Source organism: Tsukamurella hominis (assembly GCF_965137015.1).
Lineage (GTDB): Bacteria > Actinomycetota > Actinomycetes > Mycobacteriales > Mycobacteriaceae > Tsukamurella > Tsukamurella hominis.
The window spans coordinates 84,743-99,248 of record NZ_CBCRZG010000007.1 but is presented as its reverse complement, the minus strand read 5'-3'; the positions used below and the strand labels follow the sequence as shown (position 1 = coordinate 99,248).

Genomic DNA, 14,506 nt, shown 5'->3' with positions numbered 1-14,506 from the left:
TCGGCGCTCAGCCCTCGTCGAGGGCTGAGCGCAGCGTCGCCTCGACCGCCGCGATCGCCTTCGCCGACGCCTGTTCCGGCGACCGCGCCGCGACCCGCCGGTCGAGGTCCGGCATCAGGTACGCCGGCGGCACGTCCAGAGCGGCCGCGAGCCGGTACATCGTGGACATGTGGGGGTCCGAGACCCCGTCGTTCGAGCTCACGTTGCGCTCGATGTTGGAGATCTGATTGCGGTGCAGTCCCGCCAGTTCGGCGAGCTTCTCCTGCGACATCCCCCGCGACTTCCTCAACGTCACGAGGCGGCGGGCCAACGAGTCCCCGTAGGTATTCCACTCGATCTTCCGCGCCTTCATCGGATATACGGTGTCCGATGCTCCCCCGATTGTCTGCCCCATAGGTTATGCAGTATCAAATTTCGGGGGAAATGTCCAGGTCACACGCCGCTCAGGCCGGTGCGAGCTCGGGAAGCAGGTCGACGACCAGCGCGAGGTTTCCGACGGTGCGCGTCGCGCCGGCACGCAGGAGGGCCGCCTCGTCGAACTCGCCCGTGGTGACTCCGACGAAGGGGCATCCGGCCGCGCGGGCAGCGGCCGCGTCCTCCACGTGGTCGCCCACGTAGGCGCGAACGTTCTCGAACCGTCGCAGCGCCTCGCCCTTCCGCTCCCCGAAGTGCTCGCCGACGACCGCCGTCACATCGAGGCCCGCGTCGGCGACGGCCCGCTCCGCCGCCGCCTGCTGCTTCGCGGAAACGACTACCGCGGTGCCGCCCGCCGACCTGATGGCCGCGAGGAGCTCCTCCGCGCCCGGCAGAACGGGAACGGGCGTGGCCTCGTCGGTGTCGTAGTGCCGCCGATAGCGCAGAAGAAACCGCTCCGCGTCGATCCCCGGCACCACCTCGCGCGCGACGTCGTCGATGGGGACGCCCATGTGCGGCAGGAGCGCCGCGTCGGCCACCGTGTGCCCGAGATCCGCGAATGCGCGCTGGGCCGCCGTGAGGATGCGTTGCCGCGAGTCGATCAGCGTGAGGTCGAGGTCGAAGCCGATAGTGAACACAGCGATCAACGCTACGCCCCGGCGTCCTCACCACCGCACGCGCGCGGCCATCGCGCGGAGGCGGTCTCTTCTCTGCTCGTTCCCCTGCGCGACCCAGGCGATCCGGCCGTAGACGAACGCCCGGAAGTCATCATGACCGTCGCGGTTCTGGCTCTCGCCGCCGTAGCGGGCCGCGTTGTGCAGCAGCGCGCGCAGGTCGTCGTACTCCGCCCGAGGGACCTGGGCGCGGGCGTTGACGACGATGCCCGCGAGTTCCTGCCGTGCGCCGGCCCGCATGATCCGGGTCTTGCGGGGGTTCGCCGAGAGCCCCTCCGCCGCGACAATCTTCGGCACCACGCCCGCGATCAGCGCGGGATCCCGTGCGCCGGAGAAGGCGAGGTCGTCGCCGTACCGGGTGTAGCGCGCTCCCTGCGCGTGGGCCAGGCCGGTCAGTCGGGCGTCGAGGCGGCGCAGGATGAGATTCACGAGAGCCGGTGAGGACGGTGCGCCCTGCGGCAGATGCCGCGAACGCAGCGTCGCCGCCCGCCACGGGTCGAGGCCCCGGAGTTCGTCGGCGGGCGTCGCAACGGTGCACAGGTCGGCCAGAACCGTCGCCACCGGCGCAGGGTAGCCCAACCGCCGGAAGGCGCTCCGAACGCGGGGAACCTCAACCGTCGAGAAGCAGTCGCGGAGGTCGAGCCGGACCACCGAAGAACTGCCGACGTGGGGCGAGGCGTAGGCGAGGACCGACCCGCCGGGCCGGAAGCCGCGCGCGGCGGGATGCGCCCCCGCGGGGTCGAGCACCCGGCGCAGGATCCGTCGCTGTGCCTCGGCCAGCCGCGGCTTCGGCGCCTCGATCACGCGGACTCCCCCGGCGGGCTTGACGATCCGGCGAACCCGGTAGTGCCGTAGCGGTGCACGCGCGTGCCGGAGCCACTGCCCGTGGTCCGCGAACCACTCGAGCTCCGGGATCGTCAGGTCCAGCATGCGGGCCACCGACGCGACGTCGGGCAGCGCGAGCCCGGGCACGTCGATGGGACCGCCGGAATCCAGGGCCTCGACGGTGCGCACTCTGTCGAGCGCCGCCACGAGAGGTGCCGTCGTCGGTCGACGTACCTGCCCGTCGACGACCTGCAGCGGCGGTTGCGGGTGCCCGGAGAGGAGCGCCTCGACGACCGGCGCCACCAGCTCGTCCGGGACGACGCCGCTGACGAGCGCAGCGAGGGTCTCCGCGGTCCACATCTCCTCCGTGAGGAGGACGACGCGATCGGCGATGGCGTGTCGCCATGCGCGCGGCAGGCGCCGGGCGATCTCGACCGGCGTCATGCGCGGGATGCGAACGCCGCTCGGGTGACCTGGAACAAGGTCCCGGAGCGCCGTGTGGTGCGCGCAGCGCACGCGCCGGCGTGGGACGCAGGGTGTAACTGTGCAGTGCGCCCAGCGGTTACCGCTGGGACGGATCTCGCGGATCCCACCTCACCCGAGCGACGTCGCATGGATCCAGACTGCCACACCCGGTCGTGGCGATGCGCAGGTCCGGACTCGCTCAGAGCTGCTCGGTGAACCGGTGCCGGTACGAGGTCGGCGTGGTCGAGTAGCGCCGGACGAAGTTCTGCCGGAACGTCACCGTACTGGCGAAGCCGCTCGCGCGGGCGATCCGATCGATGCTCCAGGCGGTGTTCTCGAGCAGGCGCCGGGATTCGTCCAGGCGGCGGCTGAGGACCCACTTGGCGGGGCTCACACCCACGCTCTCCTGGAACCTGCGCGCGAAGTTCCGGGGGCTCATGTTCACCCGCGCCGCGAGGTCGTCGACCGTGAGCGGGGCATCGAGGTTCGCCAGCGCCCAGGACGTCGCGATCCCGATGGGCCCTTCGCCCGCGGCGGGCACCGGGCGTTCGATGTACTGGGCCTGGTCGCCGTCGCGGTGCGGTGCGATCACCAGGTACCGGGCCAGGGCCGTCGCCGCCGTCGACCCGAGCCTCGTCCGCACCACGTGCAGGCACGCGTCCAGGGCCGAGGCGGTTCCCGCCGAGGTGAGGACGTCGCCGTGATCCACGTACAGGCCCTCCGCCCGCACGGTGACCGCCGGGTACCGCTGCGCGAGAGCGGTCTCCGAGGCCCAGTGGGTGGTCGCGGTGCGGCCGTCGAGGACGCCCGAGGCGACGACCGGAAAGGCGCCGAGGCAGAGGCCCGCGATCATCGCGCCACGGGCGTGCGCGATGCGGATCTCGTCGAGCAGGTCTGCGGAGGGCTCCGGCAGATCGGTCGGCCAGGAGGGGAAGACGAGGAGGTCGGCGGCACGCGCTGCCGCCCGGTCCGCGGTGGCGATGGTGACGCCGTCGAGCCCGTGGACGGGCCCTCCGCCCGTGCTCCAGATGTCGGTGTCCCAGTCGGAGGCGAGCCCCAGACGGCCCACCTCACCGAACGCGATCAGGGGCGTGGACAGGTGGAACATCGAGATGCCGTCGAAGGCGTGGACTGCGATCTGCAACAGCGATTGTCCTGAATCCATCGAAGATGAGTAATTCTGCCACTCACGGTACCCCGCGGCGCGGAGCGAGTATGGAACTCGAGCGGAACAGCATCACCCGCTCTCGCATCCGATTCCCATGCACAGGAGCAGATCCCATGACCGCACCCCGTCGCGCCCTCATCGTCATCGACGTGCAGAACGAGTATTTCGACGACGACCGCCCGCTGGCCGTGGCGTACCCGCCCCGTGACGAGTCCCTCAAGCGGGTGCTCGCCGCGATGGACGCCGCGCGCGATGCAGGCGTTCCGGTCGTGACCGTCGCGCACGTCTGGCCGGCGGGTTCGCCCGTCTTCGCGGAGGGCGCCGAGGAGACCCGCTTGCACCCGGACGTCGCCGCCCGCAGCGATGCGGTGGCCGCGCACGTCGTCAAGCAGGGATCGAGCGTCTTCACTGCCGACGGTCTGCCGGAATGGTTCCGGGACAACGCCATCGACACGCTGACCCTCGTCGGCTACATGACCAACAACTGCGTCCTGGCGACCGCGGCCGGGGCGGAACCCGCGGGCCTCGCCGTCGAGGTGCTCTCGGACGCCACCGGCGCGATCAACCTCGCGAACGCCGCCGGCAGCGCCTCAGCGCAGCAGGTCCACGAGACGCTCATGGTGCTGCTCCACTCGAACTGGGCGGCGGTCGCCGACACCGACGCGTGGATCGACGCCCTCGCGGCGGGACGCCCACTGGAGAAGAGCGACCTCGGCTCCTCCGCCGTGCAGGGACGCGCCGACCACTGACCGCCGGCGCCGCGGGGCGGTGGCCCAGCCGCCCCGCGCGTCACCAGGAGCGCATCCCGCACATCCACCAGTCGTCGCCCAGAGACACCGGAGCAGTGCAGCCCATCCCGTACATGTCCCGCCCCTTCGGACTCCCCGACGGGCTGTAGAAGTAGCCGCCCGCGTCGTCCGGGATCCCCGTCCACTGCGGGAAGAAGATCGTGCCGTCGTTTCCGCTCTTCGAGACGAGCCCGCGCTCGGTGAGGAACCGAAGGTGGACCGGGAGGTACCCGTAGTAATCGTCACCGATGTCGACGGTGCGTGCCTGCTCGTACAGCCCCCTGTGCACCGAGAACCACGTCTGCGGCGCGATCCACCACCACGCCCCGATCACAGCGGTCACGGCGACCATGACCGGAACGATGACGACACCGACAAGGCCTGCAGCGCCTCCCCTGATGAATCCGGTCAGCACCAGGACGAACCCGAGCACGAAACAGATCCACGCGATCGGCACGATCACCAGGTCGAGGATCCACAGGTTCAGCCGCAGGAACGAGTGCAGCATCGAGACGCCCCAGAGCGCGAGGCCCGTGACGACAGTGCCACGGCTGACGCGCCGGTTCTTCCACCAGGGATCGGCGTACATCAATCCATACTGTCACACACTCGAATGACTAGTGTGCAGCATCGTCCCAGCTGCGGCCGTAGCCGACGGAGACCTCCAGCGGCACGGACAGCTCCGCGGCACCGCCCATCGTGTCGCGGACCAGCGCTTCGAGCTGCTCCCGCTCGCCCGCTGCCACCTCGAGGACGAGCTCGTCGTGCACCTGCAGCAGCATCCGCGAGCGCAGGCCGGCGGCGGTGATCTTCTCCTGCAGGCGGATCATCGCCACCTTGATGATGTCGGCGGCGCTGCCCTGGATGGGAGCGTTGAGCGCCATCCGCTCGGCGGCCTCGCGGCGCATCCGGTTGGTCGACGTGAGGTCCGGCAGGTACCGGCGGCGGCCGTAGATGGTCTCCGTGTACTCGTTGCGGGTGGCCTCCGTGACGACGTCCTGGAGGTAGTCGCGCACGCCGCCGAAGCGGGCGAAGTACGCCTCCATCTGGTCCTTCGCCTCGTCGCGCGAGATCTTCAGCTGCGCGGCGAGGCCGAAGGCCGAGAGCCCGTAGGCGAGGCCGTAGGACATCGCCTTGACGCGACGGCGCATGTCTGGAGTTACCTCGTCGATCGGGACGCCGAAAGCCTTGGAGCCGACGAAGTTGTGCAGGTCCTCGCCGGTGTTGAAGGCCTCGATGAGGCCCTCGTCGCCGGAGAGGTGCGCCATGATGCGCATCTCGATCTGGCTGTAGTCGGCCGTCATCAGCGTCTCGTAGCCCTCGCCCGCGACGAAGGCGTGCCGGATCTGCCGGCCTGCCTCGGTGCGCACGGGGATGTTCTGCAGGTTCGGATCGGTCGACGAGAGCCGGCCGGTGGCCGCCACCGTCTGGTTGAACGTCGAGTGGATCCTGCCGTCCGAGGCGACCGTCTTGAGCAGGCCCTCGACGGTGACCTTGAGCCGCGTCGCGTCGCGGTGCTCCAGCAGGTGCTGCAGGAACGGGTGCGGCTCCTTCTCGTACAGCGCCTCGAGCGCCGCAGCATCGGTGGTGTAACCGGTCTTGGTCTTCTTCGTCTTCGGCAGGCCGAGCTTCTCGAAGAGGATCACCTGCAACTGCTTCGGCGAGCCGAGGTTGATCTGCTCCCCGATCTCCTCGAACGCCGATGCCTCGGCGGCGCGGATCCGCTCGCTGAACTCGCTGTGCAACGACTCGAGGTGCTCGGTGTCCACCGCGATGCCGGTGGATTCCATCACGTCGAGCACGCGGAGAAGCGGCAGCTCCATCTCGGCGAGCAACGGGCGCGACTCGATGTTGTCGAGCTCGCCGTCGAGCGCGTCCGCCAGGTCGGCGACGGCGCGGGCCCGCAGGATCGCCTGCTGCGCCTTCTCGCCCGCCGAATCGTCCGGATCGTCGAGGAGCGAGAGCTGCGAATCATCGCCCGCCGCCTCGACGCGCAGCTCGCGGTGCAGGTACCGCACGGAGAGGTCGTCCAGGTTGAAGGTGCGCTGGCCGGGGCGCACCAGGTACGCCGCGATCGCGGTGTCCGAGGTGAGGCCGCCGAGCGTCCAGCCGCGGCTGCCGAGGGCGTGCATCGCCCACTTGGCCTCGTGCGCGGCCTTGGGCTGAGCCTCGTCCGCGAGCCAGGCGCCGAGCGCCGCCTCGTCGTCCGGCGTCAGCGAGGAGAGCTCGATGTAGCCGCCCTCGCCGTCGGGGGCGGCGATGACGACGGCCTCCGCGTCACCGTCGACCACGACCTCCGGGCCGATGACACCGAGCCCGGACCGCGCGCCCGAGGCGCCGTGCTCCGCCAGCCACTCGGCGACGGTGCCGGCCGCGACGATGCCGCCGGAGATCTCGAAGCCCTCGTCGGCCTCCGGCTCCGTACTGGCGAGCTCGGTGAAGATGCGCTCACGCAGCACCCGGAACTCGAGGTCGTCGAAGAGCTGGTGGATGGCCTCGCGGTTCCACGGCTGCAGCGCCAGGTCCTCCGGCGCGTAGGGCAGCGTCATGTCCCGCACCATCTCGGTGATTTGCCGGTTGAGCTGCACGGTCGCGAGGTTCTCGCGCAGCGAGTCCCCGACCTTGCCCTTGACTTTGTCGACGTTGGTGACCAGGCCCTCGAGGTTCCCGTACTCGCGGATCCACTTGGCGGCCGTCTTCTCGCCGACGCCCGGGATGCCGGGGAGGTTGTCCGACGGATCGCCGCGCAGCGCCGCGTAGTCCGGGTACTGAGCCGGAGTCAGGCCGTACTTCGCCTCCACCTCCTCGGGAGTGAACCGGGTGAGGTCCGAGACGCCCTTGCGCGGGTAGAGGACGGTGACGTCCTCGTTCACCAGCTGGAGCGCGTCGCGGTCGCCCGTCACGATGAGCACCTTGAAGCCCTGCTCCTGGGCCTGGGTGGTCATCGTGGCGATGATGTCGTCCGCCTCGTAGCCCTCCTGCGCCATGGTGGGGATGCCCATCGCGCCGAGGACGTCCTTCACCACGTCAACCTGGCCGCGGAAGTCGTCCGGGGCGGAGCTGCGCTGCGCCTTGTACTCGGGGAACATCTCGGCGCGGAAGGTCTGCCGGGAAACGTCGAACGCCGCGGCGACATAGCCGGGCGCCTCCTCCTTGAGGAGCTTGATCAGCATCGACGTGAAGCCGTACACGGCGTTGGTGGGCTGCCCGGACTTGGTGCGGAAACGGCCACCGTCGAGCGGGAGCGCGAAGAAGGCGCGGAACGCCATCGAGTGCCCGTCGATCAGCAGCATCGTGGGCTTGGTCGAGGAGTTCGCTGAAGTCACACCGGCAGTCTAGTGATCGCCCCCGACAGCTTTCGTCAGGTCGTCGTCGGCGGCAGCTGCGGCCGCACGACGACCGTCTCGGCGATGCGTCGCTCCAGCTCGGTGACGTCCGCGGTGGCCGCCTCGACCGCCGGGGCCTTCTCGGATTCGGGCAACGCGGCGATCGCCACGAGCCGGTCGTCGAGCTCCTGGGCGGCGACGGTGAGCGTCACCTGCGCGTCCAACTGCGCCGCGGACAGCACGCCCGCGGGCTGCTCGAAGGCGCGCAGCGCCTTCCGGATGCGGCGGTGAAGGCGCGCCTCGGGGACGTGCGAGCCGGACCAGGACAGCGGGGCGCGCGAGGGGAACGGCATGGCGGCCTCGGCCCGCTGCTGCCGGCGACTGTTGCGCACCAGCGCGATCGCGAAACCGGTGGCCGCGAGCACGGCCAGCACGACGACCGCGAGCACCGCAACGATGATCCACGACATGACGTTCCTCCTCGCCGCCGCGGCGGCTACCCGCCGCGGGCCTGCATGTACAGGTACACCGCCAGCCCGACGAGCAGCAAGCCGAGGGTGATGGCGAAGGCGATCTTGATCGCGCTCCACGGCCGCTGACCTTGCACTTCGCCGGTCACGCCGTTGACGAAGACCTGGAAGGGCTTGCCTCCGAAGGTGACGGTCAGCAGCCACACCGGCATCAGCAGGTAGAGGAAGTCGATCGACTGGTACACCGGGTTCATCCGGCTGATCCGCTGCTCGTCGCCGCCGATGTCGCGCCGCACGGTGTGCTCGACGATGCCCTCGATCCGCGGCCGGGCCTGCGCCTCGAAGACCTGCGCCGCGTCACCGTCGTAGGTGCGCGCCAGGTGACCCGCCACGAACTCCGGCGTGTAGACGACGGACTGCTCGGTGGGCCAGGGCTCGAGATCGCGGACCCGGTCGGAGTCGAGTCCCGTGTTGGCGGACTCGGCGAGCTGCCGGATGCTGTCGTGGACCCGCCCGCTCACCGGCCACCAGTCGGTGTAGGTCTCGATGTTGCCGTCGCGGTCGCGGCGGGTGCGGTGCACGCCCCGCGCTCCCGAGTAGTCGGTGGTCACCTCGGCGTCGTAGCTGTAGTACGAGAGGTAGACGCTGGTGAACGAACCGAGTACCCGGTACTTCTTGAACTCGCGCGGCGCGAACCAGCGACTGTTGACCCAGGATTCGATGTTCTGCCGCGCCTGGTCCTCGCCGACCCGCAGCGGCAGGATCCCGTCGACGGGCAGCCGAGCCGGGGCCACCTGGACGTCGGTGCGCTGGATCGGGGTGTTGCAGTAGGGACACCGCACGGCCGTGAGGGTGCCGCTGAACAGCGTGTGGCCGCCGCAGTTCTGGCACACGACCTCGTGGTCGACGACCCGCACCTGCTCCGCCGACGCCGCGCGCGCGTAGAGCGCGTTCATGGTGGGCCCCAGCGGATGTGGCACGAGCGCCTTGGAGGTGTCGAGCAGGACGGGATAGGTACTGCCGCAGCTCGGGGACCGCAGCTTCCCGATCGCGGGGTCGTAGACCAGGGCGTCACCGCAGTTCCCGCACGGGTACGTCCGGGTCTGCTCGGTCACCTGCAGCATCTCGCGGTCGTTGGCCGACGGGACGCCGGGCACGAGTTGTTGGGGCCGCGGGGCCGCCGGCGCGGCGGGTCGCGGGGGCTGTGACGGCCGGGGCCCGCCCGGCGGCTGCGGCGGGCGCGGCTGCTCCGGTGGCCGCCCGGGGTGGCCGGGCAGCGGGGGCGGCGTCGTCATGGCTACGCCCGGGGCGGCAGGGGCGGCGGCGTCTGCCCGAACAGCGACGCCAGGGCGGGAACCTGCCCGGCCGGGGTCCAGCCGGTGAGCGCGGGCGACCAGACGAGCGTCTGCGGGGTGAGGTTCATGGCGCGGAGCTGCTCCACCGGGAACGGGCCGACCGGCTGACCGTTCTGCTCCACGTGGAAGACCTGCGCGTTCGGCAACGGCGGCGGGCCGAGCTGTGCAGCGCCCGGCGCCTGCTGCGCCGCACCCTGCTGCGCGCCCTGCGCGGGTGCCTGCTGATTCTGGAAGTTCTGGGCGAACTGCTGCCCCATCGCCATCCCCATGCCGGCGCCGAGGAAGTCGCCCGCCCCGCCCCCGCCCTCGTTGGTGGCGGCGCCGAGCATCGCGTCGGCGGCGCGGCCCTGCTGGAAGCGGTTCATGTCGCCGACATTGCCGTAGTAGCCCTTCTCCTCCACGCCGCGGGCGACGCCGCGGGTCATGGCCTGCGTGATCTCGTCGGGCAGGGAGATGTTCAGCTCGATGGCCTCGCACGCGAGCCCGTACTGCTGGTTGATCTTCGACTGCACGTACTCCTGCAGCTTCGCGGCGAGCTCCCGCTGTCGGGCCTGCAGGTCGATCGCGCCCACCCCGGTCTCGATGAGCATCTCGGAGAACGCCGTGGTGATGGTGCGGCGCAGCAGCTCGGCGATCTCGTCCGAGTCGACGTTGGAGTCGGTGCCGATCACCTGGCGCAGGAAGGTCGGCGAGTCGACCACGCGCACGACGCAGAGACCGTTGGCGCGCACCTGGACCATGCCGAAGTCCTGGTCCCGGATGGTGATCGGGTTCGCGGTGCCCCACCGCAGGTCGGTGATGGGCCGGGTGTTGACGAAGTAGACCTCGCTGCGGAACGGGCTCTTGAAGCCGTGCGGCCAGCCCTGCAGCGTGGACATGACCGGCATGTTCTCGGAGACCAGCTGGTAGTTGCCGGGGCCGTACCGGTCGGCGAGCTGCCCGCGGTAGACGAACAGCGCCTCCTGGCCCTCGCGCACGATGAGCTGCGCGCCGTTCTTGATCTCGTTGTTGTAGCGCGGGAACCGCCACGCCATCGTCGAGCGGTTGTCCTCCAACCACTCGATGATGTCGACGAGTTCGCCTCGGACCCGGTCCATGATCCCCATCTGCGCTGCCACCCCTGTCGTCGTTGCCGTTCGAATTCCACGATAGCGACGCGCCTTGGCTTCGGCTGAGCGCTCGCTGATGCCGGTTCGGATCGGGGCGATCCTCATCCGGCGTGTCGAACGCTTCGCCTCACATTCCCGTGGGCGACGTCATACGCTGCACCCGGCCCCGACGACGGGGATCACCACGAGAAAGGCGCTCCAGATGGCAGGCAAGTTCGAGGTGTACGAGGACAACGCCGGCAAGTTCCGCTTCCGGCTCAAGGCAGGCAACGGAGAGGTCGTGGCCTCGGGCCAGGCCTACGCCTCGCGCAAGGGCGCCCACGACGGTGCGGCCGCGGTCGCGCGTGCCGCCGAGGGCGCGAAGGTGGTCGACGTCGACAAGGAGTGAGCCGCTGACGTGCGGCGCTTGACCTTGACATCGTGACAGGGTCTGGAATCGAGCCACCGACGATTCAAGGAGGTGGCCGCCATGGCCCGGACCCTGCTCGACCATCAGAACGCCTCGATCCGCCTGCGCGCGGCCCTCGACGCCGGGACCTCCCCCGGGAGCGTCGACGCCGCGGCGCTCGTCGCGCGCTGCGCGGTCGAGCCCGACTTCTTCGTCCGCGACATGCTCACCTGGGCGCTGACCCGACTGCCCGCCGGGTCGACGGTCCCGCTGCTCCGCGCGGAGCTCGCCTCCCCGGTCGCGCAGGCCCGGAGCCAGGCGCTGCACTCGCTGTCGAAGATCGTCGGCGCCGAGTCCGCGGCCGCGTTCGGTGAGGTCCTGGCCCTCGCGGGCGACACGGACGACGAGGTCGCGAAGGCGGCATGGCGCACGGCCGGGGCGCTGGCCCCGGACGCAGAGGCCCGACGGTCCGCCGCCAGCGCCCTGGTCGGGCAGCTGGGGCGCGGCGGCGCGGAGACCCGCCGCAGCCTGAGCAGGGCGATCCTCGCGCTCGGCGACGAGGGCGTCGCCGCCCTCGATGACGCCCCCGCGACGACGGACGCGGCGCGGGATCACGTGGCGCAGACCCTGCAGCTGCTCGAGGACCCGGATTCCGGATTCGTGGGCTCGGTGCACGAGGCGCAACGTGTGGCGGCCCTCGGCCGCCCGGAATGACCGACGGGACGGACGGGCAATGCAGATCGGCGAGGTGGCGCGGCGCTCGGGCGTCAGCGCGCGGATGCTGCGGCACTACGACGCGCTGGGCCTCGTCCGGCCGTCGCATCGCTCGTCGTCGGGGTACCGGGAGTACTCCGACGACGACATCCGGCGGATCTTCCACGTGGAGAGCCTGCGCTCGCTCGGGTTGTCGCTCAAGGAGATCGGGCAGGCACTCGACGACCCCTCCTTCGCGCCGGACCGGCTGGTGGCGGACATGATCGCGCGGAGCCGGGAGCGCATCCGGCTGGAGACGGAGCTGCTGGAGCGGCTCCAGCAGGTCGCCGCCGCCGGACCGGTCGACTGGGAGCAGGTCCTCGGGATCGTGGGCCTGCTCTCCCGGCTCGCCAGCGCCGCGCCCGCCGCGCGACAGAGCGCCGCGCTCACGGGTCGGGTCCCCGCCGCCGCGCTGGCCGAGGCGCTGCTCAAGGAGGAGAGCACCAACGTGGCGGGCGCCCTGCGCTGGGCGCTCGCGGAGGCCGATCGGGAGGATCTCGCTCCCCTCGTCGATGCGCTCGGATCCCTCGATCCGGCCGTGCGGCACCGCGCCGTCCTGGCCCTCTCGGAGGTTCCGGGCCAGGACGAGGCGTTGCGGGCCGCACTCGACCACGTCGACGGTGCGGTACGCGTGGTCGCCGCCGTCGCCCTGGGCGGCCGCGGCGACGCCGCGGCCGTACCGCAGTTGCTGCGGATGGTGCGGGACGGCGAGAAGGACGTCGACGCGGCGGAGGCGCTCGGGGCGATCGCGGCCGCCGACCCCGACGGGGAGACGATCAGCGCCGAACTCGCGGCGCTCGCGCGGGATTCGGGCGAATACCCGGTGCGTCAGCGGGCCGTGCAGGCGCTCGCGGAGATCCCCACGGCCGGCGCGGAGGAGTCCCTACGCGCCCTCGCCGGCGACGACGACGCGCGGATCGCGGGCACCGCCGCGTTCATCCTGCGACGGACGGCTCGCTGACGAATTCCCAGTGTTCGCCCGCGGGCCCGAGCACCAGCAGGTCGTAACGCCCATCCGGCGCGGGCACCATCAGGTCCTGTTCGCCGAGCACGTCGGCGTGCAGCGGCACGGAATCCGGTGCGTGGTACGGGAAGACGGTGAAGTGCGCGGACCGCATCCCCGTGTTGGTCAGGCGGACGCGGACACCGTCGGGCCCGGGACTCGCGGTGGCCCCGGGCACGTAGGGCACGGGCCGTGCGGGGCGCTCGCCCGGCTCCTGGCCGGGGCGCCGACCGACCGCCGGTGCGTGCGGCTTCCAGCGCGGGCTGAGCGACCCCACCGACTGCGGACGCGACCGCGCCGGGAGCGCCTGCGGCGTACGGAAGTCGAAGGCGCTGCTGAGATCACCGCAGACGGTGCGCCGCCAGGTGGAGATCGCCGGGACGGAGATGCCGAGCCAGCGCTCGAGGAAGCGCAGCGTGGAGGTGTGGTCGAAGGTCTCCGAGGCCACGTACCCGCCGACGGTCCAGGGCGAGACGATCGTCATGGGCACGCGGTCGCCCAGTCCGAGCGGTAGGTCGCCGACCCATTCGTCGCGTCGGTCGCGGGGCGGTCGCGGCGGCGGGACGTGGTCGAAGTAGCCGTCGTTCTCGTCGTAGAGCAGGAACAGCGCCGTCTTCCGCCACACTTCGGGGTTGCGCCCGAGCGCGTCGAGGATGCGGTGCACCAGATTCGCCGACGCCCGCGGCGAGGAGCCGCTGGGGTGCTCCGATTCCCGCTCGGAGGCCACGACGTAGCTGACCGTCGGCAGGGTGCCCGCGGCGATGTCGGCGCCGATCCGGTCGGTGAGCGTGCCGGTGGCCGTGCGGCGCAGTCCGCGGAAGAACAGGTCGCGGTCCTCGGCTCCCAACGTCCTGGCCCGCGCGTCCACCTCCCCGGACCGACGATGCGCCTCGTCGGCGGGCAGGCGCCGAAGGCCCTGGTAGAAGTCGTCGATCTCGGTGCCGAAGTCGGAGAAGACGGCCTTCGAGACCGTCTTGAAGCGGCGGAAGAACTCGATGTTGTTGTCCGTGAAGTTGTCCCACTCCTGATACACCTGCCAGGAGATCGCCGCCCGCTGCAGGATCTCGCCGATGCACGGCCAGTCGTAGCCCGGGTGGCCGCGGTCGTAGGCGGTGTTCTCGACCGCGCGCTCCCCGGTTCCGGGTTCGTAGCCGGTGGTGCCGGAGAAGAAGAAGTTGCGGTTGGGCGAGGTGGAGGTCGGCGAGCTGCAGTAGTAGTGGTCGCAGATCGTGAAGGTGTCGGCGAGGGCGTAGTGGAACGGGATGTCCGCGCGGTCGTAGTAGGCCATCGTCGAATCGGTCTTCGCGGCGATCCACCCGTCGTGCCAGCCGTCGGCGAGCGCCGCGTGCCCGCCCTTCCACGTGTGGTCGAGGGCGTCGATGTTCTCGGCATCCATGCGCTGGCGGTCCGCCGCGCCCCGGACCGGGAAGGGAGGCACCGTCAACCCCGAACGGGTGGGCTGGAGGAAGACGTCGTGCCCGGAGCGCAGGCGGATCGCGGCGGGGTCGGCGAAGCCGCGCACGCCGCGGAGCGCGCCGTAGTAGTGGTCGAAGGAGCGGTTCTCCTGCATCAGGAAGATCACGTGCTCGAGGCCGTCGAGCCCGCCCGACGGGGCGGGCTGCGCCAGCGCCTCGGTCAGCGACGACGGGAGCAGGCCCATGCCCGCGACGATACCGCCGGTGAGGGCTCCCCTGAGGAAGGTCCGTCGATTCGCAGTGCTCACGACTTCACGCTGACCGATCCGGTTGAATCGACGGTGGCGCCGCCC

The 14,506-nt window shown here is 71.0% G+C and carries 14 protein-coding genes; 4 read left to right on the top strand and 10 right to left on the bottom strand.

The features are described from left to right. Positions 1–7: 7 nt before the first annotated feature. The 4 genes from ACM9LD_RS11660 to ACM9LD_RS11645 form a co-directional block, all read right to left on the bottom strand. Positions 8–352 carry a helix-turn-helix domain-containing protein gene (locus ACM9LD_RS11660; RefSeq protein WP_415676816.1) on the bottom strand — a complete coding sequence of 115 codons (345 nt, stop codon included), beginning with the start codon at positions 350–352 and terminating at the stop codon, positions 8–10. Positions 353–443: 91 nt separating this feature from the next. Continuing rightward, entirely contained in the window at positions 444–1,052 is a 609-nt protein-coding gene (locus ACM9LD_RS11655; RefSeq protein WP_415676815.1) for an HAD family hydrolase, read from the bottom strand. Positions 1,053–1,079: 27 nt separating this feature from the next. Further along, positions 1,080–2,357, bottom strand: a complete 1,278-nt coding sequence (locus ACM9LD_RS11650; protein ID WP_415676814.1) for a reverse transcriptase family protein — start codon at positions 2,355–2,357, stop codon at positions 1,080–1,082. Between the two features lie 220 nt (positions 2,358–2,577). Next, entirely contained in the window at positions 2,578–3,543 is a 966-nt protein-coding gene (locus tag ACM9LD_RS11645) for a GlxA family transcriptional regulator (RefSeq protein ID WP_415676813.1), read from the bottom strand. Positions 3,544–3,659: 116 nt separating this feature from the next. Between ACM9LD_RS11645 and ACM9LD_RS11640 the strand changes: the two genes are divergently transcribed. Beyond that, a complete protein-coding gene (locus tag ACM9LD_RS11640; protein WP_415676812.1) occupies positions 3,660–4,295 on the top strand; it encodes an isochorismatase family protein in 636 nt (211 codons plus the stop codon). A gap of 40 nt (positions 4,296–4,335) precedes the next feature. Here the strand turns inward: ACM9LD_RS11640 and ACM9LD_RS11635 are convergent, their stop codons facing one another. From ACM9LD_RS11635 to ACM9LD_RS11615, 5 genes are all read right to left on the bottom strand, one after another. Beyond that, positions 4,336–4,923, bottom strand: a complete 588-nt coding sequence (locus tag ACM9LD_RS11635) for a hypothetical protein (RefSeq protein ID WP_415676811.1) — start codon at positions 4,921–4,923, stop codon at positions 4,336–4,338. Positions 4,924–4,951: 28 nt separating this feature from the next. Further along, positions 4,952–7,627 carry a DNA polymerase I gene (gene polA, locus ACM9LD_RS11630; RefSeq protein ID WP_415676898.1) on the bottom strand — a complete coding sequence of 892 codons (2,676 nt, stop codon included), beginning with the start codon at positions 7,625–7,627 and terminating at the stop codon, positions 4,952–4,954. A gap of 68 nt (positions 7,628–7,695) precedes the next feature. Beyond that, entirely contained in the window at positions 7,696–8,130 is a 435-nt protein-coding gene (locus ACM9LD_RS11625) for a hypothetical protein (protein ID WP_415676810.1), read from the bottom strand. A gap of 26 nt (positions 8,131–8,156) precedes the next feature. Next, on the bottom strand, positions 8,157–9,425 hold the full coding sequence (locus tag ACM9LD_RS11620; RefSeq protein WP_415676809.1) for a TFIIB-type zinc ribbon-containing protein: 1,269 nt from the start codon (positions 9,423–9,425) through the stop codon (positions 8,157–8,159). Between the two features lie 2 nt (positions 9,426–9,427). Continuing rightward, positions 9,428–10,603 (bottom strand): SPFH domain-containing protein, encoded by a 1,176-nt coding sequence (locus ACM9LD_RS11615; RefSeq protein ID WP_415676808.1) that lies wholly within the window; start codon positions 10,601–10,603, stop codon positions 9,428–9,430. A gap of 193 nt (positions 10,604–10,796) precedes the next feature. Here ACM9LD_RS11615 and ACM9LD_RS11610 point away from each other — a divergent pair, with 193 nt between their 5' ends. The 3 genes from ACM9LD_RS11610 to ACM9LD_RS11600 all read left to right on the top strand — a co-directional run bounded on the left by ACM9LD_RS11610 (position 10,797) and on the right by ACM9LD_RS11600 (position 12,696). Next, positions 10,797–10,982: a YegP family protein gene (locus tag ACM9LD_RS11610; RefSeq protein WP_224650862.1), complete on the top strand. Its 186-nt coding sequence runs from the start codon at positions 10,797–10,799 to the stop codon at positions 10,980–10,982. A gap of 81 nt (positions 10,983–11,063) precedes the next feature. Continuing rightward, positions 11,064–11,696, top strand: coding sequence for a HEAT repeat domain-containing protein (locus ACM9LD_RS11605; protein ID WP_415676807.1), 633 nt, complete (start codon positions 11,064–11,066; stop codon positions 11,694–11,696). 19 nt (positions 11,697–11,715) lie between these two features. After that, the gene (locus ACM9LD_RS11600) at positions 11,716–12,696 is read left to right on the top strand and encodes a MerR family transcriptional regulator (RefSeq protein WP_415676806.1); all 981 of its coding nucleotides are present in this window, start codon (positions 11,716–11,718) and stop codon (positions 12,694–12,696) included. Here ACM9LD_RS11600 and ACM9LD_RS11595 read toward each other — a convergent pair. Next, positions 12,671–14,461, bottom strand: a complete 1,791-nt coding sequence (locus ACM9LD_RS11595) for a phosphocholine-specific phospholipase C (RefSeq protein ID WP_415676805.1) — start codon at positions 14,459–14,461, stop codon at positions 12,671–12,673. The two genes, ACM9LD_RS11600 and ACM9LD_RS11595, sit on opposite strands and share 26 nt — an antisense overlap. Positions 14,462–14,506 lie beyond the last annotated feature (45 nt).